This window comes from Vogesella indigofera (genome assembly GCF_028548395.1).
Lineage (GTDB): Bacteria > Pseudomonadota > Gammaproteobacteria > Burkholderiales > Chromobacteriaceae > Vogesella > Vogesella indigofera_A.
Window position 1 is genome coordinate 178,657 of record NZ_JAQQLA010000005.1, and the last position, 21,988, is coordinate 200,644.

General features: G+C 56.9%; 21 protein-coding genes. 5 read left to right on the top strand and 16 right to left on the bottom strand.

Annotated features, from left to right (window positions below):
* Nucleotides 1–430: 430 nt before the first annotated feature.
* The 4 genes from PQU89_RS11425 to PQU89_RS11440 all read right to left on the bottom strand — a co-directional run bounded on the left by PQU89_RS11425 (nt 431) and on the right by PQU89_RS11440 (nt 4,402).
* Nucleotides 431–1,945 (bottom strand): DUF8370 family protein, encoded by a 1,515-nt coding sequence (locus tag PQU89_RS11425; RefSeq protein ID WP_272765941.1) that lies wholly within the window; start codon nt 1,943–1,945, stop codon nt 431–433.
* A 217-nt stretch (nt 1,946–2,162) separates the two neighbouring features.
* On the bottom strand, nt 2,163–2,408 hold the full coding sequence (locus PQU89_RS11430; RefSeq protein WP_308446596.1) for a tyrosine-type recombinase/integrase: 246 nt from the start codon (nt 2,406–2,408) through the stop codon (nt 2,163–2,165).
* 290 nt (nt 2,409–2,698) lie between these two features.
* Nucleotides 2,699–3,964 (bottom strand): Y-family DNA polymerase, encoded by a 1,266-nt coding sequence (locus tag PQU89_RS11435; protein WP_272765942.1) that lies wholly within the window; start codon nt 3,962–3,964, stop codon nt 2,699–2,701.
* 9 nt (nt 3,965–3,973) lie between these two features.
* On the bottom strand, nt 3,974–4,402 hold the full coding sequence (locus tag PQU89_RS11440; protein ID WP_272765943.1) for a LexA family protein: 429 nt from the start codon (nt 4,400–4,402) through the stop codon (nt 3,974–3,976).
* Nucleotides 4,403–4,481: 79 nt separating this feature from the next.
* On the opposite strand from PQU89_RS11440, the gene PQU89_RS11445 reads away from it, so the two are divergent.
* Nucleotides 4,482–5,099, top strand: a complete 618-nt coding sequence (locus PQU89_RS11445) for an SOS response-associated peptidase family protein (protein WP_272765944.1) — start codon at nt 4,482–4,484, stop codon at nt 5,097–5,099.
* A gap of 238 nt (nt 5,100–5,337) precedes the next feature.
* Here the strand turns inward: PQU89_RS11445 and PQU89_RS11450 are convergent, their stop codons facing one another.
* From PQU89_RS11450 to PQU89_RS11460, 3 genes are all read right to left on the bottom strand, one after another.
* A complete protein-coding gene (locus PQU89_RS11450) occupies nt 5,338–6,159 on the bottom strand; it encodes an endonuclease (protein WP_272765945.1) in 822 nt (273 codons plus the stop codon).
* A 115-nt stretch (nt 6,160–6,274) separates the two neighbouring features.
* Complete coding sequence (locus PQU89_RS11455) at nt 6,275–6,577, bottom strand: helix-turn-helix domain-containing protein (protein WP_373322809.1); 303 nt, start codon at nt 6,575–6,577, stop codon at nt 6,275–6,277.
* 204 nt (nt 6,578–6,781) lie between these two features.
* The gene (locus PQU89_RS11460) at nt 6,782–7,093 is read right to left on the bottom strand and encodes a helix-turn-helix domain-containing protein (protein ID WP_272765947.1); all 312 of its coding nucleotides are present in this window, start codon (nt 7,091–7,093) and stop codon (nt 6,782–6,784) included.
* 90 nt (nt 7,094–7,183) lie between these two features.
* Here PQU89_RS11460 and PQU89_RS17170 point away from each other — a divergent pair, with 90 nt between their 5' ends.
* Nucleotides 7,184–7,459, top strand: a complete 276-nt coding sequence (locus PQU89_RS17170) for a transposase (protein ID WP_373322810.1) — start codon at nt 7,184–7,186, stop codon at nt 7,457–7,459.
* Nucleotides 7,460–7,495: 36 nt separating this feature from the next.
* Here the strand turns inward: PQU89_RS17170 and PQU89_RS11465 are convergent, their stop codons facing one another.
* The 6 genes from PQU89_RS11465 to PQU89_RS11490 form a co-directional block, all read right to left on the bottom strand.
* A complete protein-coding gene (locus PQU89_RS11465) occupies nt 7,496–7,981 on the bottom strand; it encodes a hypothetical protein (RefSeq protein WP_272765948.1) in 486 nt (161 codons plus the stop codon).
* 14 nt (nt 7,982–7,995) lie between these two features.
* Nucleotides 7,996–10,068 carry an integrase gene (locus PQU89_RS11470; protein WP_272765949.1) on the bottom strand — a complete coding sequence of 691 codons (2,073 nt, stop codon included), beginning with the start codon at nt 10,066–10,068 and terminating at the stop codon, nt 7,996–7,998.
* A complete protein-coding gene (locus tag PQU89_RS11475; RefSeq protein WP_272765950.1) occupies nt 10,058–11,602 on the bottom strand; it encodes a site-specific integrase in 1,545 nt (514 codons plus the stop codon). The genes PQU89_RS11470 and PQU89_RS11475 overlap by 11 nt, the downstream gene beginning before the upstream one ends.
* Nucleotides 11,599–12,876, bottom strand: a complete 1,278-nt coding sequence (locus PQU89_RS11480) for a tyrosine-type recombinase/integrase (RefSeq protein ID WP_272765951.1) — start codon at nt 12,874–12,876, stop codon at nt 11,599–11,601. The genes PQU89_RS11475 and PQU89_RS11480 overlap by 4 nt, the downstream gene beginning before the upstream one ends.
* A gap of 129 nt (nt 12,877–13,005) precedes the next feature.
* Nucleotides 13,006–13,479: a single-stranded DNA-binding protein gene (locus PQU89_RS11485; RefSeq protein ID WP_047967281.1), complete on the bottom strand. Its 474-nt coding sequence runs from the start codon at nt 13,477–13,479 to the stop codon at nt 13,006–13,008.
* A gap of 74 nt (nt 13,480–13,553) precedes the next feature.
* Nucleotides 13,554–14,915: an MFS transporter gene (locus PQU89_RS11490; RefSeq protein ID WP_272757117.1), complete on the bottom strand. Its 1,362-nt coding sequence runs from the start codon at nt 14,913–14,915 to the stop codon at nt 13,554–13,556.
* A gap of 141 nt (nt 14,916–15,056) precedes the next feature.
* Between PQU89_RS11490 and uvrA the strand changes: the two genes are divergently transcribed.
* The 3 genes from uvrA to gmtY all read left to right on the top strand — a co-directional run bounded on the left by uvrA (nt 15,057) and on the right by gmtY (nt 19,686).
* Nucleotides 15,057–17,879 (top strand): excinuclease ABC subunit UvrA, encoded by a 2,823-nt coding sequence (gene uvrA / locus PQU89_RS11495; protein WP_272765952.1) that lies wholly within the window; start codon nt 15,057–15,059, stop codon nt 17,877–17,879.
* 42 nt (nt 17,880–17,921) lie between these two features.
* Nucleotides 17,922–18,359 carry a VOC family protein gene (locus tag PQU89_RS11500; protein ID WP_272765953.1) on the top strand — a complete coding sequence of 146 codons (438 nt, stop codon included), beginning with the start codon at nt 17,922–17,924 and terminating at the stop codon, nt 18,357–18,359.
* A gap of 244 nt (nt 18,360–18,603) precedes the next feature.
* Entirely contained in the window at nt 18,604–19,686 is a 1,083-nt protein-coding gene (gmtY, locus tag PQU89_RS11505) for a gamma-mobile-trio recombinase GmtY (RefSeq protein ID WP_272765954.1), read from the top strand.
* Nucleotides 19,687–19,694: 8 nt separating this feature from the next.
* On the opposite strand, the gene PQU89_RS11510 is transcribed toward gmtY, so the two are convergent.
* From PQU89_RS11510 to PQU89_RS11520, 3 genes are read right to left on the bottom strand one after another with little or no spacing between them, the layout of a single operon-like run.
* On the bottom strand, nt 19,695–20,519 hold the full coding sequence (locus PQU89_RS11510; protein WP_272765955.1) for a hypothetical protein: 825 nt from the start codon (nt 20,517–20,519) through the stop codon (nt 19,695–19,697).
* A 35-nt stretch (nt 20,520–20,554) separates the two neighbouring features.
* Nucleotides 20,555–21,058 carry a hypothetical protein gene (locus PQU89_RS11515; RefSeq protein ID WP_272765956.1) on the bottom strand — a complete coding sequence of 168 codons (504 nt, stop codon included), beginning with the start codon at nt 21,056–21,058 and terminating at the stop codon, nt 20,555–20,557.
* On the bottom strand, nt 21,055–21,732 hold the full coding sequence (locus PQU89_RS11520; protein ID WP_272765957.1) for a P-loop NTPase family protein: 678 nt from the start codon (nt 21,730–21,732) through the stop codon (nt 21,055–21,057). The genes PQU89_RS11515 and PQU89_RS11520 overlap by 4 nt, the downstream gene beginning before the upstream one ends.
* Nucleotides 21,733–21,988 lie beyond the last annotated feature (256 nt).

The window sequence follows — 21,988 nt, forward strand, 5'->3', positions numbered from 1 at the left end:
TCGAAAGCCGGATCCTCAAAGGTCAGATCACCAATATTCTATACAGCGTGAGTGCAGATTCGACCGGTTGCCACCCCCTTTACGAAGTCGACTACAGTGGCGATAGATACGCTGCAGCCACATCAAACCAACTCCGGAAGACCGCCACCAGGGTCCATGTTGCTATTCAGCAGCAGGATACATATAGATGCGGCGATACGTACAACGTTGAATGCAATGCCTATCATGAAGCCGTGGTATCTGATCGAGACTTCACGTCAACGTTGGTCTGCATGCATGGGCGCTCAAAGAGTTCAGTGATGGTCGTGGGGCTGGATGGATATCCGCAAACCATCGCCTTCACACGCGCCGAGTATCGTGCGCTAGACTTTGCCGAATGGCTTTAGCTATTAGCCATATACGCTCACAACTAATAGGAAGGAATCGTTTCCTAGGTCTTCGCCTTCGAGGCCGACGGCTTGTTCTCGTTGCTAGCGTCGATGAGGATGATGTCTGGCTTGCCGGCGAGCCCGAGAGTCTTAAGGATGCGCTGCACCTTGTTCAGTTCCGAGTCGCTGAAGTACAGGATGACCTTGAGCGACCGCTTCGTGTTGCTTGCCTTCTCGTAGATGGCAACCTGATTGCGCAGGTTCTTCTCAAGGCTCGTGTTGCTGGCCAGCTTGAACTCCACCAGGCTGGCGTTTTTCTTCCCCATCGAAATCTTGTAGTCAACCGGGCCACGGCCGTTGTTCACCTCCGCGTTTACGTCGAACGCCGTCGCGCACCATGTCAGTCGGAACATCGTCTGCAGGTCGGTTTCGCGCTTCACGGGCTTACCATCAACATAGAACAGCCGATAGCCGTCGTTGTCTTCGATGACGTGCTTCAGAAACATAACCCTACGGCGAGCCTCTTCCAGCGCGTCACCGCTTTCGTCCCCTGCCGGAGCCTGCTGCTGATTGCGCAGTTCATGAAGCTGGCGCACCAAAACCTGCACGTTCTCAACGAACTGGGCTTGGGTCACCTTGACCTTGATGTCGCTCTGCGCGTGCGCCTCTGGCGCGTCGTCCTCCTTCATGCGGATGTAGACGTCCAGAACTTCCGGATATGCGACAAGCGTCCGCAGCGCGGCTTCCTTGCGCTCGTTAGCCTTGGTGCGCTCGTCAATTTGGCGCATGAAGTGGTCACTGACGCGGCTGCGCAGGTCTTCATCAGGGATACAGACCTGAATTTCGGTGAACTGAGCGAGCATGTCGGCCTGGTTAATCCACGCTTCTTCTCGGGTCAGGATGTCCTTCGGTGTCAGTAGCACGTAGTCACCATTGAAGTACGGCAACTCGAAGTAGCCACTCCGCCAACGCCTGGTTCTGTAGTCGAAGACCACCTTGTCGACCCTGAAGCGCCGCACGGACTCCCTGCGCAGGTGCTTGATAGCGAATTCCTGTGTGTATTCGAGGAGGAAGCCCTTGATGAGGTTGGTCGTGAAGTCGCTCAAATGATCGCGGCCGACACCGTTACTCAGCAGCCCCAGTTTTTCAAGGTGACTGCTTGCCGTAATCGCCTCACGCCCGAAGTCCCGAAACACCGTGCGCAGATTCGTTGCGAGGGAGCGAGCAAAGTTGACACCTAGCCCAGTGCCGCCGTTTCCCACCCGGCTGAAACCCAACCAGTTCTGCTTGACCTCCTTGAACAGGAGCCACTGGTTGGTGTCCCCAGCGCTCAGTTCGCCTTCCAAGGCCCGCTCCTTCAGGAATACAAGGTACTCGATGATGCCGTCGTGTAGCTTCTTATACTTGTCCCCCTCGCTGTCGAATAAAAGGAACGGATCCACGAAGAGCGGCAAGTCGTTGACCAGTGCCACATTGAATGCACCGTAGTTGTCGACGACCTGCTCATCCACCTCGAATACGTCCGAGAAGTAAATGGGCACGAGGAAGTCGTCCTTGTCGTCGAGGTCTTTCTCCATTTGCACTCCCGGCCTTCCCAGACTTATTGTTCGACAGATTCTCGGCCGCTTGTAGTACCGAATGTTGGCGAATGCCGGTACGACGGTGGCGGTTCGCTACCATGCAGGCTACCCGAGACCAGTCATTACCAAAGGACAGCTCCTGATAGATTCTACGCGCATAGAATGACAACGGAACACGACCGCTCGAAAAATATGCCAAACCGCTGATGATGATTCAGATATCAGTCTGCTCAGAAATCTCCAGCGCATCATCTACCACAATGCCGAGGTACCGCACCGTACTTTCCAGTTTGGTATGGCCTAATAGCAACTGAACCGCTCGCAGTTTTTTGGTCCGTTTATAGATCAACGTGGCTTTGGTCCGCCGCATTGAGTGGGTTCCGTAGATTGATGAGTTCAGCCCGGCAGCCTCCGCCCAACTATGCACGATACTTGCATATTGGCGAGTGGAGATATGAATTTAGCATTTTGTTCTATTAGGAAAGAAGCATTGATTCCCTCCCCCCAGATGTGCATTTTCCATGAGGGCAGCAATCGCCGATCTTGTCGGCTCCGTTACTTTAAATTGCACCGGTCGCTGCGTTCTCCTCTGGATGAGGATGGCACGAGAAAGAATTTCCCTGCAGAGACAGTCGTGTTTAGTAATGCCCAAACAGGTGTGTAAATGCCCGGTTTGTATCTCCAAGCTGACGCATTGAGTCTGGTGTGCAACTGTCCGCTTTGGCCGAAAACCCGCCTCAGCAAGCAAAACTAGCGAACCCTGATGAGCTCATCCCAACGGGTTGTCCAGCATGGGGACCTTTTTTCTTGCCGCATCGCCCAGTCCTTCCTGATGCCCTCACTTCCTAGCCGCAATGTTCCGCGACCGTACTCTCGATTGATGCGATCCATGGTGGACATGAGGGCTGTGCGGCGCGGATCCGGCAATGGGGTGAACAGGTCACGCTGCTCCCTGCCGGCTTCGCTAATTTCCATCAGTACGATGCCAGCCTTCTTGTAGTGGTAGCCCTCGCGATACATCTGCTGCAAGCCAGCCATGGCCGCACTTGTAATGACGACGCTATCGGAAGAAGGATGAACCAATGGCACAACCAGCCAGCCGTTGTACTGTGGATCCTGTACACGAAAACGGTTGGTATGAATGTTGACGGCCACCAGCCGCGCCTCACTGTGTTGTCGCCGAAGTTTCTCAGCGGCCCGGCATGCATGGTGGGTCAGGCTGCTGGCCAGCGTGTCGAAGTCGGTGACCAGCTGGCCAAAACTACGGCTAGCGATAATCTGTTGCTTTGCCGGGGAGACATCCTCCAGTGACAGGCAACTGATCCCGTTCAGCTCAGCCACAGTTCGTTCAATCACCACACTGAACTGCCGTCGAATCATCTTTGGGTCTGCATGTTTCAAATCGAGAGCCGTATGAATGCCCATGTTGGCAAACTGTTCCGTGAGACGACGACCGATTCCCCACACTTCGCCGACCGCAATGCGGGCCATCAGCTTGTCTTGCCACTCGGGCGCCAGCCAGTCCCAGGCAAACACACCCCTGGCCTTGGGAAACACTTTGCCGACGTGGTTGGCGAGTTTGGCCAGGGTCTTGCTGGATCCGATGCCGACACAAGTAGGGATGCCTACCCGCTGCAACACATCCGCTCGCAGACGAGTTGCGTAGTCACGTAATGTCGGGATGCCGTCCAGCGTAATGAAGGACTCGTCAATGCTGTAGACCTCCTGTTCGAGCCCCCAGCGGCCGATTACCTGCATCATCCGGGCCGACATGTCGCCATACAGCGCGTAATTGCTCGAAAACACAGCCACCCCGTGCCGGCGGCACAGGTCGGCGATCTGGAAGTAAGGCAGAAAGCCCTTGATTCCCAACATCTTGGCTTCGGCGCTGCGTGCGACCACACAGCCATCGTTGTTACTCAACACGACGATGGGCTTACCCTCCAGGTCCGGCCGAAAGACCCGTTCACAGCTGGCGTAAAAGCTGTTGCCATCGACCAGTGCAAAAAGTGGCATGTGGCGTACCTACAGGAACGATTTCACGCAGCCGGTAACGACGCCCCAGATCTGCAGCTCCTGGCCATCCTGCAGTTCGATGGGCGGGTAGGCCGGGTTTTCCGGTAGCAAGAAGATGTGCCCATTCTGTTTCCGCAGTCGCTTGACCGTGAACTCGCCATCCACGATGGCTAGCACAATGTGGCCACTGACCGGTTCGATGCTGCGATCAATGACCAGTACGTCATCGCTGCTGATGCCCGCGCCACTCATGCTGTCACCACAGACACGCACCATGAAGGTAGCGGCGGGGTCGTGCACCAGCAAGTCATTCAGGTCGAGGCGGGTTTCCAGATAGTCATCGGCAGGGGAAGGGAAGCCTGCCGGCACCGTTGAGCCGTAGACCGGGATCGTCAGTTTGGATGGTTGCGTGGTCGGGGCAAAGAAAGCGGTAATCATGATGACACTCCTTGGTTGATTTGATTATGTACGAAATCAAGTGCAACACCAAGTTACCGCCTGAAACTATACTGTTGCCATGTGTGTGAACTTCATTCCGCCCACCCGCCAGCAGCTGACCGAGTATTTCCACGTCGACCCACCCGAGGAAGAGTGGAAGTCCGATATCTGGCAGGATTACCGCGCCCCCTTGATCATTGATACCGGGACGGGGGCATTCACCTTTATGGCCTCGTACGGCTTCATCCCGAAAGCTCACCTCCCGCCAGGCCGGCGCTTTACCACCATGAATGCTCGTGCGGAAACCGTCGGACAGCTGCATAGCTACAAGTCTGCCTGGCACCAATGCCAGCTATGCCTGGTGCCGATGCAGGCTTTTGTCGAGCCCTGCTACGAAACCGGAAAGAATGTCTGGACCAGGATCGGGCTGGCAAACGGCGAACCCTTTGCCGTTGCCGGAATGTGGCGTGGCTGGCAGGAGAGAGATGGCTCGACCAGCTACAGTTTTACGCAGCTGACGATCAATGCTGATGACCACCCGTTGATGAAGCGTATGCACAAGCCGGGAGACGAGAAGCGTAGCTTGGTGATTATTCCGCAGGAGCAGTGCGCCAACTGGCTGCAGTGCCGGAGCCAGGAAGTCGCCAGATCGTTTCTAACGAGCTTCCCGGCAGATCAGATGGCAATCCAGGGGTGATTATTTAGCCCCCTCAACAACGCACCACAGTTGGAGTTCTGCGGGCATTGTTGGTCGCTGTACCACGCAGGTGTGCGTGTTACCAAGTGGAGGACGAGCCAGTTCCGCTATTGCGGTTACCGGCACCCTCCGTGCGCATCGGTGCTCAATTTGAGCGAAGGATCTACTCGGGAGCGGGTCTTACCTGGGCACAATCAGTGTTAACAGGCCCTAGTCGATGACCGAGAGCCCCTCGGCTTTAACCACATAGTTCCACAAGCTTGCCGGGGTCATTAACCAGCGCGTTACCTTCACCCTGTAGCTTGATGATGCGTTCGTCACGGCGCAGTTCCCAGTCGTCGACTGGATAGCTCTTCGCCCACGCACACCACAGCTGTTTATCCTGATTGCTCATTTTCAGGTTGTAGCGCTGATGCATATAGAGACTGATCCGAGCCGCACGGCCACGCAATTCTTCGCGTGGCTGGAATCGTTTGAGTTTGAAGTCAGGCAGGCTTTGGCACTGCCCGTAAACCGGGGTTGGGTTTCGCGTCCAAGCGCCATACGAAAGGTTGCCGCGGTCCCCGTTAACTTCACCGACCGCCGGGACCAGGTTGTTGAGGTCCCCCTCCATTTGCGCGAACAGGGTGTCAGTCGCCGTGCAGTTCTTCCGGCCACCATTCTGCCAACACTGTCGTTGTGAGCCGAGGTGCGATGCCGGTACCACATGTTCCCATTCGATGCGACCGGCGCGTGTTGCATTCTTGCGCGGGACATAACCACAGCTGTCCAGGTCGACTGTTTTGCCGCTATAGGCACAGCCACAGTAGAAGTCGACTTCCATGCCGGCAAAGACCCGGGGCAGTACTTTCTTGGCTGCATTGAAGTCACGGTGGCCAACATCTCCCTTACCACTGACCAGTGTGACGGTCTCACTTTGCGGGTTCTCTTGCGAGGGCGGCTGGTCAAGGCTGGTCGCGATATGTCCGATCACCTTGGCCGTTTTGGTGGCTAGCTCGTTGTTGTCGAGGCAACCACTCAATGACAAGGAGAGCATCGTGATGGCAAGGATGGCGCGCATGGTAAATACCGTTTGAAACAAAGTGCGCACCCTAGCTGTATTGCCCCGGACAGACAAGGTCTTTGCCATCTGGTGACTAGGAGTAAGCCTCGCCAAGTCGTGCTGCCCGGTCTGCTCAGAGGGTAGTGGCGGACTTGCTTCTTAGCTCGCTCTGCAGGGTGTGGTACAGATCAAGATGATCTTGCTTGATGAATTGTGCGATCTCGAAGTCCATCTTGGTCAGTTGGGAGACATCAATTCCCTCGATGTAGACAAGACGGAGCAGCTCACCAGTCGGTCTGGGCATCGCGTAGCCAGACTCGTAGCGTGAGCCACTGGACTGGGTAACGCCAATGCCGGTCCAGAATTCAACTTGAGTCATGCCGAGTTTCCAGCGAATGGCGCGGGGATCTAATACGTCGGAATGGTCGGCTGTCACTCGTGGTACACCTTCTCAATCTGAATACGGCAGGGTCACCCAGTTGCCGACGTGACTTGCCCTAGCCAATGATGATCAAATCATAAATGATTTTGTAATAAATTTAACGCTCTGATGTCAGAGCGAGCTCATGGTGTAGTGGTGCTTGTGTGAGTAGGGGAGTCAACCCAGACAGGTGCCATCGTATCCGTTGGTCCTGTCGTCTTATGTTTTGAGGGTTTCGATGAATGCCAGTAGGGCCTGTTTCTGCTCTGGTTGTAGTCGGTGCATGGCTTCCAAAATCTCTGCCTCTAGCTTGTCTTCGCAATAAAAGTAGGCAACAGGTACGTCAAGAATGTGAGCGATACGCTTGAGAGTATCGAAGTCAGGTGTGTGTTTGCCTCGCTCGTACTGGTTCATGCGTGCGCTCGCATTGTTCTGCTCCAGGCCCAACAGCGCGCCAAGTTGCTGTTGGGTTAAATTTTTGCGAATACGCGCCTCTTTCAGGCGCAGGGGAAGTGGGCTGTGCAGAGACATGAAGGAGCCAAGTGCGGAGTCATCATGTCTAAGATTTTCTTAGCACATCCTCTTAAGGTATACTAAGGATTTCTTAGTTATCAAGTCATAATGAAAAACTCATATCCGAACCATCTCAAGATTGAAGTGCTTCAGTATCTGGAGAAGGTCGGCAGCATCGCGAAGGTGTCACGCAAATACGGGGTACACCCTTCAACTGTGTATGGGTGGAAATACATCGGTCTCCGAGAGTTTCTCCGGCGGGAGCCTAGGGCCCAGGCTAGCAGCAAGCTAAACTCGTCAGACTTGGCACATCGAGTGAAGCAACTGGAGCAGGAAAATGCTGTGTTGCGAGAGGCCGCAAAGTTGTACTTTAAGTATGCCTGAGGAGGGGGCGGCAGGTACTGCCGATTCACAACAAGGTTATTTTGCTGCTCGGTGTTTGTTGGCTTTCGGTGCTTGCTGTTTTGGCTCTGCCCGGGTGTTATCCCGATCGATTGCAGGCAGCGATCGGCTCAGAAATTCCTCGGTCAGTCCCCGGGTGTGGGCGTTGTATGCCCACACCACAAATTGCTCAAGGAGTAGTGTGTTTTCTGCTTTTAGCCGAGCGTTCTCGGTCTGCAGCCTCTCGTTGCGCCCAATGAGCATTGCCACTTCCTCTTCCGATCTCGGTTGCGCAGCCGGAGAGAGTCTGTTCGTCTTTTCAGACAACGTCGCTTTCCGAAGTTGAAAGGCCAATAGGATCCGCTCGTGCTGGTGAAGAGCTTGCCGTGTGTAGGTACTGCCCAGTCTTTTTCCGATACTTTCGATAAGCTTTTCCCAAGTCAGCTTACCGCTCCAACCGTCGAGGATGCCGACAATTTCTTTAATGATGTTGTCATTAATGTTTTGGCCTCGTTGAGTTCCCATACTCAGTCTCCCCGTCAATCTGCAAATAAATCCCGAAGCTGCGCCATTGGCGGCGTGGTCTCATCCTGGTTGACAGTGAACGTCGGTAGGTTCCCCGTGGTATTTCCTGTGTCCTGCTCCAGCAGCGATGGCGAGCGGACGTTTGCTAGCTGAATGATTGCTCCGACGGGTACTGCAGGGTTTCGCATGATGCCGTGAAGTTGTTCGAGCCGGTTGACGGTGAGCTGGTGGTGCTGCATCCAGCGATCGCCGCCGACGTACCCATTCTTGGCTGCATCTTGTGCCTTCAGCAGTAACTGTCTGGCTTCGTCCAGTTGTAGCCGGAGGTAGGCCAATTTTCCCTCGTCCCCTTTAACACATGCGTGCTCTTCGCAGTTGATACAGTCCCGGTGAACTTGGCATGGCATCATCGAGTAATCGTGTATGCAGTAGCCGAGGTCAGTTGTGTGTGCTGTCTGGATTTTCAGCCGGGCAAACTCATCCCGCGCTATGGGTAGATACTTTGGCAGCGAGGCTAGGGGGCCATAGGCCAGTTCCTCATCACCGACCGCTTTGCGGATAATCATGACCATCTGATTGGCTGATACGTGGTCGTAGGCCTCGTTCTGGTGGATGTCTTTGCGGCCGGACCACTTGGCAATATCCAGCTGGCTCAGGCCGCCGGCTTGTGCAAGGGTATTCAGATAGTGGCGGAACTGATGGGTGGTGACCCTTATAGGGCTGCCATCATCCTCGGTAAACCCGAAGTTGGCGAAAATTGATGCGAGGCCATGTTCAATGCGTGTACCCAACGCGTCATTAATATGCTGAATAACCACTGGCTCAATCAGCGGGATATAGGTCGCTTTCCGACTATGGAAAAAATTGAGCGGAACAACTAGCAGTGCCTCACTGTATTTCAGGCCCTGTGCCCAGTTTAGATAGGGAAACCCACGCGGAATTTGCCTGATCACTGCATCTTCCACCGCTGAGAAACGGGCGAACAGTGCTTTACCTAGTCGTGTTAGTTGTATTTCGTTTGCTCTACACCACGTGATCGCACTTCCTTTTGTTTCGTCGTACCCCCACAGAATATTAGCGACCTCATGCATTGAAAGTAACTCTTGCTCTCTCAGATGGCTCAACTTTTCAGGAAGGTAGAGATGCCCGGGATTGTTTTCGTACCAAATCGCAACCTGACGAGCTACATTGGTACAACGGCGGATGCGATCCAAGGCAGCTTTCACGACCCCTGCCATGGATGGTACTACCCACTTCACCATCGGATTAGCGCCTTTGGCCGGCCACCAACGGAGTCCGTAGGCTTCTTCTTTTCTTTCCGAACGGTGCTGCGTCACCTCGCAGTCGAGCGGTAGTAGTAGAACTTCGTTGATACGATCAGGAGAGGCACAGAGTATGGCTGCAACGGCGCTGATGAGGATGTCGGCTGGTTCGCGGGCATTGCAGAAGATTTTTGGCAACGCATCCAATGCTGCCTGGGATGGCATTTTCTCTGCGCGCTTTAGGTCGAACTCTGTACCGATACGCGCCCCTTCCTGAGGTCTTGGAATCGGGTTTCTCCATCGGAGTGGGGTGCTAATTAAATTATGCTCCGCCATGAATTTGGCGATAAGTTCCAACTGGCTACCATTTCGATATGCGGCGCTTTCACTGAAATGGGCTCGGATGAGCTGAGCTGCACGGTTCAGGATACCCGTATCCACTTTTACTGGGGATAAAGACTCGCCATGTTCTGTCAGAGCAGCTGCTAGCGCTCGCAACGCCGCTACGCGTGGACCAAGTCCAACGACTGGACGCAGGCCCTGCATGTAGCGGATATAGGCCTTGGCAAAATCCATAAAGGGTATGGGCAAGGGTTCTGGGGTAGCACTGCCAATACTGTCTTGTGTGCAGAAGGTGATTCGTTCTCTTTTCGCTCCAAGCCCTTTACGGGCACAGGCATCCGTTACGTCCCATGTCATGTCATCAAATGCCATGTCAGTACCAAATACGGTCAGTTGATGACGGCATACATCAATGAAGCCGGCTAGATTGCCTTCAGCGTCCAGCCCTGCTTTCGGGGTAAAGTGGATGATGTTATCCGCCATGCTGTTCTCTTGCGGTGCGGATGCTCTTACATTGTTGAACGACCTGAGCGACTGCCAAGATGGTGCGGTCATTAATTGCTGCGATACGCGGATCTGTTCCAACCATCAGGCGCTGACGCTCTGCGAGGAGATAGTCGAGGACGGCTTCATGTGGTCCATCCAACCAAGCGTGAAATTTTCTGCAGGTGTAGCAGGCGATGGGGGCGGCAAAGCCGCAGAAACCGTTCTTGCCACAGTCGCCAACAGGTGTGAATTCTTGGGTATATTGCGGGGCGAAGATGTTCGAGGCTGGGTGTCCGCCTTGCCGTGGGTCTTCGTCGATAATGATTCCAGAGAAGGCTTGTGCAAGAGGGGCCAGTTGTACCGCCATCGCCCGGTCGATACGTGCGACCATTTCCGGCGTGGCTTCGACGTAGACCCAAACATTCTGCGTATCCGTATGGTCCAACAGTTCCGCAATGACTAGCTCACCGTGGCCTTCTGCGGCGGCTCGCGTGCCGAGGGTACGGCGGAAACGAGTTGGCGAGATGTGTAAGGGTTGGCCTGTACGTTCTGACTGTACTTGTAGTTTTGCAAAGATCGCTTTTACTCGTTGGCCGATGTGCTGGCCTGTTTGATGAAACTCCAGCCTTGGGGGATATTCCCGTCCAGATAAATTTTCTGGAAACAGCGGAGCTTGATTCGGGTCGTCCAAGTGGTGTTTGAACTGAGCCTTTACTGTTTCTGAGTAGGCCAGCAGTAGAGCTCCTATCTGTGGAGTCAGTGCTCGCTCTTTGAAAGAGCTGCGCGGAAGGGTGCCCAGTTGTTTTGCCCGCGGGATGCGAAGAATGTAAGTCTGTGCATCGTCTTGGCTGATGGTTAGGACGTCGCAGACTTTTAGGTAGGCGTATTGGATGGGGCGCTGACCAAGCATCATCAAAAGCCAGGCAAGCAGGTAGTCCCCCAGCGATAACTCCCTTTTTGTATAGGCGTCATTCAGGGCGCAGTGGAGGGCTTCTAGCTCGATACTGGTGAACGGGCCCTGTTTCGGATCCATAGTTAGGACGGCAACGCCTTTGGGGTTCCCTGAGAGTCGGATTGAGCTCAGAAATGTAATGGCGTCCGAAGAAACTCCGGGTAGACGAAGCCCTTCCCATTGTTTCAGAAAACCGGCTACATAGCCGAGGAACCATTCTTTATTTTTGCCAAGACTTGCACGGTAATTTATGAGGTCTGTGCTGCGGACTTCTTCTAGTACTAGGCCATTTTGGGCGAATAGCTCTTTGAAGAAACGCTTGAAATGTGCGAAACCGCTAATGAGAAAGGCCGGCGAGAGGTTTTCCGCATACCACAACAATACTCCTTTTAAGCTGTGGCGCATCATTGGAGAAATCTCTGCAATAACAGAAAAATTCAGGTTTACCGAGTGTGCGCCATCCCGGTAGTTCCAGTGGTCTGATGACGGATTAAATTCAACGCCATTCCGAGTTCTTGCCGTAGTCGGAAGAGGACGGTAATCATCTTCTGTGAGTGAAGGAAGTTGGCTCAGTATCATTCCGATCTCCTTTTTGGCTTTTGGGCCTGCATTTCGAGTGACACCGCCATTGCCTTATTCCTCACGTGGCGACGCGTGTAGGTAGCTGCAGTGTTGGAAGTCGGGGACCAACCCATCAGGTAAGAGCGGTAGCGTAGCTCTTCTGCCTCAGGAATTTTCTTGGCGTCCATCCGTTCCGAGAACTCGTCATTCCAATCATGCCGCAGTATGTGCGGGGTGATATCTTCAGGTAGGTCCGGTAGCCTAGTTCGCAGAACACGGAACAGCTTGTTCAGTGACGCCAGAGACATTGGTTGTCCAGTTCGCTCGGTGATAAATAGGAATGCCAGCTTCTTTGCCCTGGGAATCCGGGCGCGTTCATGCAGGATGTGGTGTTCAATCGAGGAGACTAGTGATTCTGATAAAGGCAGGATGCGCTCGCGCGTTTTGACTCGAGGCTGATGAATGCGAGGATCGGTCGGGTCGTCAGGCCGGCGCAGGATACTGATCTCGTTTTTTCGGAAATCAATATCCGAGATCTTGATATTCAGAAGCTCTCCGCGGCGAAGCCCCAGCGTGCGTAACAGGTAAATAATGAGCACATTACGGGAGCGCACGAAACGGTCTCGCCAGGGGTTTTCGGACGATGCTGGATCTATCACTGCGAGAATGCGTTCAAGTATCTCGTTTGGAAGCCCCTCTCGCTGTCCCAGAATGTTTCGACCTTTTGACTTAGGGATACGCTGTCGCAGAGAGCCAAGCACATCTGCCGCTGCAACTCGTAACATGGCGTTGAGTTCTGGCGTTAGCGCATGTCCAGAGAGATAGCTGCTGGTTAGCCATTCTAGATAAGCGTGAATGGTGCGAATCCTGTTCGCGGTAGTCTGAGGTGCAACAACTTTTGGGATCGTCTTCGACCGGTGCATCCGAGCCTTTTCCAGAGACAAAACATTAGCTTCCTGGAGCGAAGGTTGGTAAGTGTCGATATGATCTGATTCACCAGCCCACTCTCGGCAGCGCCGTGCGAGAGCATCGATTTCCCAGAGGGAAAGAATCTGCCCGGTTTTCATTCGTTCTTCCAACTTGATGTCATGCTCGGAAAGGAAGTCAAAGAAAACTACGAGTTCGCGCAGGGTGCGCAAGATGGTGGCAGTCGCGAGGTTGCGCTGACGTACTTCGGTCAGGATGAAGAGTGTGGGCTTGTACAGGGGCATGCCGGAAGCACGCTCGACTGGCAGCGGAAGGCGCTCCCCATTGGCAAGTGTGATGGTGCGGATGATAAGCTGAGATGCCATTTGTTGACACTTTCGTTAGTCACCGTCTTTTCTTATCTTGCACCGGCTTTCTAAAAGTGTAAACAAGAAAAAAGCCAAGTTACTTCAGTAACTTGGCTTGTATTATAGACAAAAGTCCGTTAGTCAGGGCTAGAACGGGATGTCGTCGTCCATGTCGTCCATTTTCGGGGCCGGTTTCGGCTCCATGCGGCGTGGTGCCGCCGGGGCGGCGGCGGGTGCCGCGGCCGGGGCGTCGTAGCGCTGGGCGCCACCGCCGTAGCTGTAGTCTTCGTCCGCGCCGCCCATGCCGCCGTCGCGCTTGCCGCCTTGCAGGCTGATTTCATTGACGCGCACGTCCGGCGACAGGCGTTTCTGGCCTTCCTTGTCCTGCCATTCGCGCAGCGTCAGCTGGCCGTAGACGGTGACTTGCTGGCCCTTGCCGAGGTAGTTTTTCAGCGATTCGCCGCGCTTGCCCCACACCTGGCAGGTAAACCAGTTGGTGGTCTTGCGCTCGCCAAAGCCGATGTCGCTGGCCACACGGAAGCTGAGCACGGCTTCGCCGCTCGGGGTGTAACGCAGTTCGGCGTCGGCGGCCAGGCGGCCATCAAAAGTAATGCTGTTCATTGGGGCTCCGTTTCATTTCAGTTCAAGGAGGTATTCGGCGCCGTCACGGGCTGAGGTGACGGCGGTGCGGCGGCTCAGTACGTTGCCTGGATCAGCTGCTTGACCGCGGCTTCGTCCCAGTCTTGCTGGGAGACCTTCAGGTAGGCCACCCGTTCGCCGAGCAACACCACCACTTCGCTGACGCCGCGCTGGCTGGCCAGCTGCCGCGACAGGGCATCGGCATCGCCCTGCCAGTGCTCGCCGATGTGGAACATCTGGCTCTTCACCGCCTTGGGCGGCGTCATGGTCAGCGACAGCAGCAGCCAGGCAAGCATCAGCACGCTGGTGAAGGCAAACACGCCCAGCGCGCCGTGGTGGCTGTACAGCCAGCCGCCGGCAACGGCACCGGCAAACAGGCCGAAAGATTGGGCGGTATTATACACGCCGATCGCGGTTCCCTTGGCATCGGCCGGGGCAATTTTCGAGATCAGCGACGGCAGGGTGGCTTCCAGAATGTTGAAGGCGACGAAGTACAGGGCCAGCCACAGCACGATCAGCCAGAAGCTGGACAGCGCCAGCGCCATGCCGATCTGCGCGGTGGTCATCAGCGCCACGGCGGCGACGAACACCTGCTTCAGCTTGGCCTTTTTCTCGCCGTAGATGATGGCCGGCACCATCAGCACGAAGCCGGCGACCACCACCGGCAGGTACACCAGCCAGTGCTGCGACTTGTCGAGGCCGCCGGTGCTGGTCAGCGCGAACGGGATGGTGACGAACATCGCCATTTGCGCCGCGTGCAGCGCGAAGATGCCGAAGTTCAGCCGCTGTAGCTCGCGATTGCGCAGCACCGCCGGCAGTCGCGCGGTGTTGGTGCCAGTGTCGGAGTGGAAGCTGGAGTGCACCGGGTCGGGAATGATGCGCCATACGCCGAGCAGCGCCAGCAGCGACAGCACGCCGGTGAGCACGAAGATGCCGTCGACACCGATATAGCGTGCCAGCAGCGGCCCCAGCACCAGACTGACGGCAAAGGTGGTGCCGATGCTCATGCCGATGATGGCCATGGCGCGGGTGCGGACTTCTTCGCGGGTGAGGTCGGCGAGCAGAGCGGTGATCACCGCCGAGATGGCGCCGGAGCCCTGGATGATGCGGCCCACGGTCAGCATCATGATGTCGTCGGCGCTGGCGGCGATGAAGCTGCCGGCGGCGAACAGCAGCAGGCCGCCGTAGATGATCTTCTTGCGGCCAACCTTGTCGGAGAGCATGCCCAGCGGCAGCTGCAGCAGCGCCTGCACCAGGCCGTAGCTGCCCAGCGCGATGCCGATCAGGGTGTGGTTGTCGGCGCCGCGCAGGGTTTCGGCGTAGAGCGCAAAGACGGGGAGGATAAGGAACATGCCCAGCATGCGCAGGGCGTAGATTCCGGCCAGGCCAAGGCTGGCGCGTAGCTCAAGTGCAGTCATCGGTACGGGTGAAATGAGGGCGTCGTCACAGTGGGCGGGCAGCGGCAGCGGATTTCTCGGTCAGGAAATCCATCGTGCTATGGAGCGGCTGCGCGCAAGTCCGGTATAGTAGCAGGTTCCCCGACCGACGGTGAGACAGGCATGGATTCCATCCGCATTCGCGGCGCACGTACGCACAATCTGAAGAACATCAATCTTGACCTGCCACGCCACCAGCTGGTGGTGATTACCGGCCTGTCCGGCTCCGGCAAGTCGTCGCTGGCCTTCGACACGCTGTATGCCGAGGGGCAGCGCCGTTACGTCGAAAGCCTGTCGGCCTACGCGCGGCAGTTCCTGCAGCTGATGGAAAAGCCCGATGTCGACCTGATCGAAGGCCTGAGCCCGGCGATCTCCATCGAGCAGAAGGCCACCAGCCACAACCCGCGCTCCACCGTGGGCACCGTCACCGAAATCCACGACTACCTGCGTCTCTTGTACGCCCGCGTCGGTGATCCGCACTGCCCGGAGCACGACGTGGCGCTGGCGTCGCAGACCGTCAGCCAGATGGTCGACCACGTGCTGGCACTGCCGGAAGAGACGCGGATGATGATCCTGGCGCCGGTCATCGTTGGCCGCAAGGGCGAGAACGTCGAGCTGTTCGAGGACCTGCGTGCGCAGGGCTTCGTGCGCGTACGCGTCGACGGCGAAGTGTACGAGCTGGACGCGGTGCCGAAGCTGGACAAGAACAAGAAGCACTCGGTGGAGGTGGTGATCGACCGCGTCAAGGTGCGCGCCGACATGCAGCAGCGGCTGGCGGAAAGCTTCGAGACCGCGTTGCGTCACGCCGAAGGCCGCGCCATCGCGGTGGAAATGGATAGCGGCAAGGAGCACTGGTTCTCCGCCAAGTTTGCCTGCCCGGTGTGCAGCTACAGCCTGCCGGAGCTGGAGCCACGGCTGTTCTCGTTCAATAACCCGATGGGCGCTTGCCCCAAGTGCGACGGCCTGGGCGAGATCACCTATTTCGACCCGACACGGGTGGTGGCGCATCCGGAGCTGACCTTGGCCGCCGGCGCGATCAAGGGCTGGGACAAGCGCAACCAGTTTTACTTCCAGATGCTGCTGGCGCTGGCCGAGCACTACGGCTTCTCGCTGGAGACCGCGTTCGAGGATCTGCCGGACGAGGTGCGGAAGGTGGTGCTGCACGGCTCCGGGCGCGAGGAAATCGAGTTCACCTACGTGTCCGAGCGCGGCACCAAATTCCAGCGCGCGCATGCCTTCGAGGGCATCATCCCCAACCTGGAGCGCCGCTACCGCGAGACCGATTCCAGCACCGTGCGCGAGGAGCTGGCCAAGTACCAGAACAACCAGTGCTGCCCGAGCTGCGGCGGTTCGCGCCTGCGGCTGGAGGCGCGCCATATCTACATCGGCCGCAAGACGCTGCACCAGATCAACCAGATGGCGCTGAAGGATGCCTCGGCCTTCTTCAGCGGGTTGCAGTTCTCCGGCCAGAAGCAGGCGGTGGCGGAAAAGATCGTCAAGGAAATCAGCGACCGCGTGTCCTTCCTCAATAACGTCGGTCTCGATTACCTGTGCCTGGCGCGCTCCGCCGACACCCTGTCCGGGGGCGAGGCGCAGCGCATCCGTCTTGCCAGCCAGATCGGCTCCGGCCTCACCGGCGTGATGTACGTGCTGGACGAGCCGTCGATCGGCCTGCACCAGCGCGACAACGACCGCCTGCTGGCAACGCTGCGGCGGCTGCGCGACCTGGGCAACAGCGTGATCGTGGTCGAGCACGACGAAGACGCCATCCGTGCCGCCGACTACCTGGTCGACATGGGGCCGGGTGCCGGCGAGCACGGCGGCGAGGTGCTGGTGGCCGGTACGCCGGCCGAGGTCGCCGCCAGCGAGAAATCGGTGACCGGCGCCTACCTGTCCGGCCGCCGCGGCATCGCGGTGCCGGCGAGCCGGCGCGAGGTCAATCCCGAGCGCCTGCTGCGTCTGGCCGGCGTCAGCGGCAACAACCTGAAGGACGTGACGCTGCAGCTGCCGCTGGGCATGCTGGTGTGCGTTACCGGCGTTTCCGGCTCCGGCAAGTCGACGCTGATCAACGACACGCTGTACAAGATCGCCGCCCGCGATCTCAACGGCGCCAGCGAGCAGCCGTCGCCGTACCGCGACATCAGCGGCCTGGAGCAGCTGGACAAGGTGATCAACGTCGATCAGAGCCCGATCGGGCGCACGCCGCGTTCCAACCCGGCCACTTACACTGGCCTGTTCACGCCGATCCGCGAGCTGTTTGCCGGTGTGCCGCTGTCGCGCGAGCGCGGCTACGGCCCGGGGCGTTTCAGCTTCAACGTCAAGGGCGGCCGCTGCGAGGCGTGTCAGGGCGACGGCGTGATCAAGGTGGAGATGCACTTCCTGCCGGACGTGTACGTGCCGTGCGATGTCTGCCACAGCAAGCGCTACAACCGTGAGACGCTGGAAGTGCAGTACAAGGGCAAGAGCATCCACGAAGTGCTGGAAATGACGGTGGAACAGGCGCTGGAGTTTTTCAGCGCGGTGCCGACGGTGGCGCGCAAGCTGCAGACGCTGATGGATGTCGGCCTCGGCTACATCCGCCTGGGGCAGAGCGCCACCACGCTGTCCGGTGGCGAGGCGCAGCGGGTGAAGCTGGGACTGGAATTGTCCAAGCGCGATACCGGCCGCACCTTGTATATTCTGGATGAGCCGACCACCGGCCTGCATTTCCACGACATCGAGCTATTGCTGAGCGTGTTGTACCGCTTGCGCGAGAACGGTAATACTGTGGTGGTGATCGAGCATAATCTGGACGTAATCAAAACCGCGGACTGGCTGATCGACCTGGGGCCGGAGGGCGGCGCCGGCGGCGGCCAGATCATTGCCTGCGGCACGCCGGAGCAGGTGGCGGCCAACCCGGCCAGCCACACCGGGCACTATCTGGCGCCCTTGCTGAAAAAACCGTAACTGATCATAACGACATCATGAATTTATTATTTTGGGGTACGCATGCTGACGTTGGCCAAGATTGACCACCTGCACATCAAGGTAAATGACACTGCCAAGGCGCTGGACTGGTACCAGCGCGTGCTGGGCATGGCGCCGGATGTGCGCTACAAGCATCTGCAGGACGGGCCGCACGGGGTATTGATGCTGACCAACCCCAGCGCCAGCGTGCGTCTGGCGCTGAGCCAGGACGAGGCGGTGGTGGTGCCGGCCGGTGCGGTGGCGTTTGGCGTCAGCGGTCACGATTTCATGGAGTGGCTGGACCGGCTGGCGGTGGAGCGGGTGGTGAGCCGCGACGGGCAGACCATCGCCCGCGACTCGGTACACGACCACGGTTTCTTCTGCTCGGTGTCGTTCGTCGATCCGTTCGGCAATCCCTACGAAATCGTCAGCTACGACCACACCTGGCTGGCAGGCAAGCTCAAGCTGAAACGCGCCTGAGCCGGTTGCCGGCGGCGCTCCGTTGCCCAAGGTTGGCCGCAATACTTTATATGGAGTTGGTTATCTGTAATAATTAAGCCTCAAAACTACCACTTCTGAAGAATGAGGCGGTAGTTTTTTGTCTGCTAGTCATATTGGTATGGAGTGCTATAACTCCCAATATGACTACCGTTAACATTCTCCATACCTTACTGCATCAGGTTGCTGTGGGGACCATGCACGTTCAATGCTGGATGGGCATGGTATGACCCATACCGTCGTCTACTACAAAGTGGTGCGCGACAACACCGGCATCCATGAGGAAATCCCGGTCATCCTCACCGAGTTCGGACCGCTGCAACCGCTGATCCGTTACATTCTTTCGCGTCGGCACCTGCTCTCGGAGAGCAACACCAACAAGCTGGTGCAGGCGGTGGGCCTTCTGATCGACTACATGGCGGCGAACCACGCGGCCTTCGACAACCCACACGACCTGTTCAATACTTTCGTGCAACGGCTCTACAGCGGCACCGTGGGGATCGACGGCAACGACCCCAGCGACCTGTACTGGGATGCCCGCACGCCGGCGGTCGTGCGCGTGCTGGTCAATCACCTCTCCAACTTCTCCGACTGGGTGGCGCAGGAATACGGCACGCAGCCGCTCAATCCATGGCGGCAGGCCACATGCGCCGAGGAACAACTGGCATGGGCCGCCTGGCAGCACCAGAAGAACCGAGCCTTCCTGGGGCACTCCATGAGCGTTGACGTCGCCGCACTCAAGGTCAGCCAGGCTCGCAGCACCCTGCTCAAGAAAAGCCCCGTCATCGACCACGAGCCGGTCAAATACTTCCCGGCGGATCGCATGGTTGATCTGCTGTTCAGGGGCTTCATCGTGCCTGGCAAACAGAACAGTCCGCGCATCGAGGAGCGGCTGAACCTACGCGACATCCTGATCACGATGCTGATGCACTACAGTGGGCTGCGCATGAGCGAACCGTTCCACCTCTTTGTGCATGACGTAATTCCCGACGATACAGACCCAGGCAGTGCGCTGGTCAAGATCTATCACCCCAGCCTCGGTCAGGCACCGGGCGATCTGCGCGATGCAAAGGGCAAGCCGGTGGTCTGTAACCGTGCTACCTACCTGCGCGACAAGTACGGCCTGCTGCCGCGGACGGACTACAAGAGTTCGCACACCCTGCATGCAGGCTGGAAAGGCAATGCACTCGACAGCAAGCAGCACTTCATGCATGTGTATTGGGCGCCACGCTGGGCAGGGGAATTGTTCTGGAAGCTATGGGTGTTCTACATGGCGCAGCGCGACCAGCTCAACCCTGATCACCCGTAACCGGAGTGTCAAAATCTTACTAAGACGGTTAGCGAGTAGTCGTGCTGCTCCTTTATGACTCGGTCGTACTCGGCGGAGAGTTTCACAAACTTGGGCACCTTCAACCGTCCCACGACGTTGAGGTTACTCTTTGCCTCGTTCAAGAGACTCAGGGTCAACTTACGCGTCAGCAACTGGTTCGTACCGGCCCGTCGCATTTCGAGGAGATTGCGCATATTTGGGTCCGCCAGCAGGCCGGTGCGACGAAGAAGATTTTCCGCAGCCGCAATCTCGGGGGGGCCTCCAGTGAACTCGTCGAAAAGGTTCATTTGGGCGCGGAAACGCTCGAGTTCCTCCGCCTCGATGGAGACTTGGGCACTCGCACCGAGCCTCTCACCCTTCACGTCAACTGAAGTCTTACCTGTGCGGGTGTGGAGGTCGATTTGCTCGACGCTGACCTCCTTTGCACCGAGGTACATGCACAGCGTAGAGAAGTGCATATGCTTCGCAAGAGCGAAGCGCTGGGGAGCAAGTGAGGCTTCCTCGTAGGAGTCAGCATCGAAGGGGCTCTGAACAAGCATATTGCCGGGACGAGCAAGCCCGGCATCAAGAATGTATCGGAGAGCCGGCAATACCTCGCCCTGCGGGTGAAACGGGAACGGTAGAACGTAGGCCTCCTCATCGAACAGCGATTGAGCTGCACCGGGTTCATAAGCGCACTTCTCAAGGTCGTGCTGCTGAAGAACTAGGATCGCCTTGCGGCTGCTCGGGTCGTTGGGAAATGAACCGGTTGTCATAGGTTGAAAGTCGCTCGATACCTGCTTATTGATGAAGGGAGGCGTTACGCCCACCATGGGCACAGCTTCCTGCGTTCGTGTCTTGTTCCTCGCTACAAACCCATTTTCATCAGCCAGTAGACGAAGCCCAAAAGAACGAGCCCCACCGTCCCGATCAAGACGGTACGTAGGAGCTTCGTCGTCGATGACTTTTTTTTTAGGGTCTCGAAGGATGCTCGCACGAGTTCGAAATGCTCGGGCTGCAACGTGCGCCCGATTCGCTTAGCAAAGTCGTTGAGTGCAACTGTAACCGAGGTGCCAAGCGCATCGACAACGGTAGCGTCGAAGTTGCCGTAACAGACGATCGGTGCGGTTCTCCCCGCGCTATCACGCTGTACGGATGAGACCTCCACGACGAAGCAGTTATCATCGGCGGTCAGTAGTACGCCACTCTTTTCGAAGAGCCGCTCTCCGCCCTTAATTACTCTTGATACGAGCGACACGGCCTCTTGGCGTCGCTCAGTGTCGTCGGGGGGTAAAACCTTCCCATGCACTTCGAAGTGGTCTGGCGAGGCGTTGTCGAGGGCCTGAGCCCACAGGATTAACTTATCCGTCATGGAGCCACCTGCATAAAGACTTGGTAGACGAGCGCCTCGGTATCTTGAACGGCCTTCATGCTCCCCAAGACGACCTTTGCTTGCTGTGCGCCGCCCGCACGTGCGACGAGTTCCACGACGATGGGAATCCGGCGGAATTTGTCGGTGTAGTCACCAATCTTGTCGGCCGTGATGTTTTGGAACTCTGAGTCGAAGTCGCAGTGGGTTCCGATGATGAAAAAGTGTGGGCGTGGGTTGCGAGATTTGAGCCAATCTCCGATGTGCTTCAGGTCATCTCTGACTCGAGTCTCTACGTTACTGTCGCCAGCAATGAGTCGGTCGGCGCGGAGGAGGTAAAACACGACGTCAGCCTGATCGTGTTGCTCCTTCCACTCAGCGTACGCCGCCTTGTCTCCGGATACGTCGAGCGACTCCTGAATCTTCAAGTTAAGCTCTTTGAGCTTAAAGCGGCGAGATGAAGTCTTCTCTGGAGCGACCGTTTGCTTGTACTCGGCGGGGATAGAGCCGGTACTCAAGAACTTCACGAGGTGAGTCTTACCCACGCCACGCGCTCCCAAGACGGCGATCCGTCTGCCTTTCAATGCAACGATGATGTCTTCCCATTTGACAGCAATTGTGGTCCCTGCAAGTAGGGATACGAGACCAATTGCAATCAAAATTAGTGGTAATGCCATTCAATAAACCCTTATAGCTAACGCTTGAATTCACCGATCTTGCGCGGTATCTCTCGAAGATTCGGTCGAGCGTCAATGCTATATTAAATGCATAAATTAGTCGCTAAAATTAAGCCATAGATTTTTTTTACGTATTTGAACTGCACGAAGGTCAGCATTGGGTCGGCTGACGTCGTCACTGTAGAGAAAATCAGCACATTCATGATGGGGCAGTGCCACTGACAGCTCTAGCTGGGTTGCTGACATAACACTGGCT

What these genes read in the sequence shown, in the direction of transcription:
- PQU89_RS11425 (WP_272765941.1), bottom strand. Translation starts at nt 1,945, where the DNA reads ATGGAGAAAGACCTCGACGACAAGGACGACTTCCTCGTGCCCATTTAC.
- PQU89_RS11435 (WP_272765942.1), bottom strand. Translation starts at nt 3,964, where the DNA reads ATGCCACTTTTTGCACTGGTCGATGGCAACAGCTTTTACGCCAGCTGT.
- PQU89_RS11440 (WP_272765943.1), bottom strand. Translation starts at nt 4,402, where the DNA reads ATGATTACCGCTTTCTTTGCCCCGACCACGCAACCATCCAAACTGACG.
- PQU89_RS11445 (WP_272765944.1), top strand. Translation starts at nt 4,482, where the DNA reads ATGTGTGTGAACTTCATTCCGCCCACCCGCCAGCAGCTGACCGAGTAT.
- PQU89_RS11450 (WP_272765945.1), bottom strand. Translation starts at nt 6,159, where the DNA reads ATGCGCGCCATCCTTGCCATCACGATGCTCTCCTTGTCATTGAGTGGT.
- PQU89_RS11460 (WP_272765947.1), bottom strand. Translation starts at nt 7,093, where the DNA reads ATGTCTCTGCACAGCCCACTTCCCCTGCGCCTGAAAGAGGCGCGTATT.
- PQU89_RS17170 (WP_373322810.1), top strand. Translation starts at nt 7,184, where the DNA reads ATGAAAAACTCATATCCGAACCATCTCAAGATTGAAGTGCTTCAGTAT.
- PQU89_RS11465 (WP_272765948.1), bottom strand. Translation starts at nt 7,981, where the DNA reads ATGGGAACTCAACGAGGCCAAAACATTAATGACAACATCATTAAAGAA.
- PQU89_RS11470 (WP_272765949.1), bottom strand. Translation starts at nt 10,068, where the DNA reads ATGGCGGATAACATCATCCACTTTACCCCGAAAGCAGGGCTGGACGCT.
- PQU89_RS11475 (WP_272765950.1), bottom strand. Translation starts at nt 11,602, where the DNA reads ATGATACTGAGCCAACTTCCTTCACTCACAGAAGATGATTACCGTCCT.
- PQU89_RS11480 (WP_272765951.1), bottom strand. Translation starts at nt 12,876, where the DNA reads ATGGCATCTCAGCTTATCATCCGCACCATCACACTTGCCAATGGGGAG.
- PQU89_RS11485 (WP_047967281.1), bottom strand. Translation starts at nt 13,479, where the DNA reads ATGAACAGCATTACTTTTGATGGCCGCCTGGCCGCCGACGCCGAACTG.
- PQU89_RS11490 (WP_272757117.1), bottom strand. Translation starts at nt 14,915, where the DNA reads ATGACTGCACTTGAGCTACGCGCCAGCCTTGGCCTGGCCGGAATCTAC.
- uvrA (WP_272765952.1), top strand. Translation starts at nt 15,057, where the DNA reads ATGGATTCCATCCGCATTCGCGGCGCACGTACGCACAATCTGAAGAAC.
- PQU89_RS11500 (WP_272765953.1), top strand. Translation starts at nt 17,922, where the DNA reads ATGCTGACGTTGGCCAAGATTGACCACCTGCACATCAAGGTAAATGAC.
- gmtY (WP_272765954.1), top strand. Translation starts at nt 18,604, where the DNA reads ATGACCCATACCGTCGTCTACTACAAAGTGGTGCGCGACAACACCGGC.
- PQU89_RS11510 (WP_272765955.1), bottom strand. Translation starts at nt 20,519, where the DNA reads ATGGTGGGCGTAACGCCTCCCTTCATCAATAAGCAGGTATCGAGCGAC.
- PQU89_RS11515 (WP_272765956.1), bottom strand. Translation starts at nt 21,058, where the DNA reads ATGACGGATAAGTTAATCCTGTGGGCTCAGGCCCTCGACAACGCCTCG.
- PQU89_RS11520 (WP_272765957.1), bottom strand. Translation starts at nt 21,732, where the DNA reads ATGGCATTACCACTAATTTTGATTGCAATTGGTCTCGTATCCCTACTT.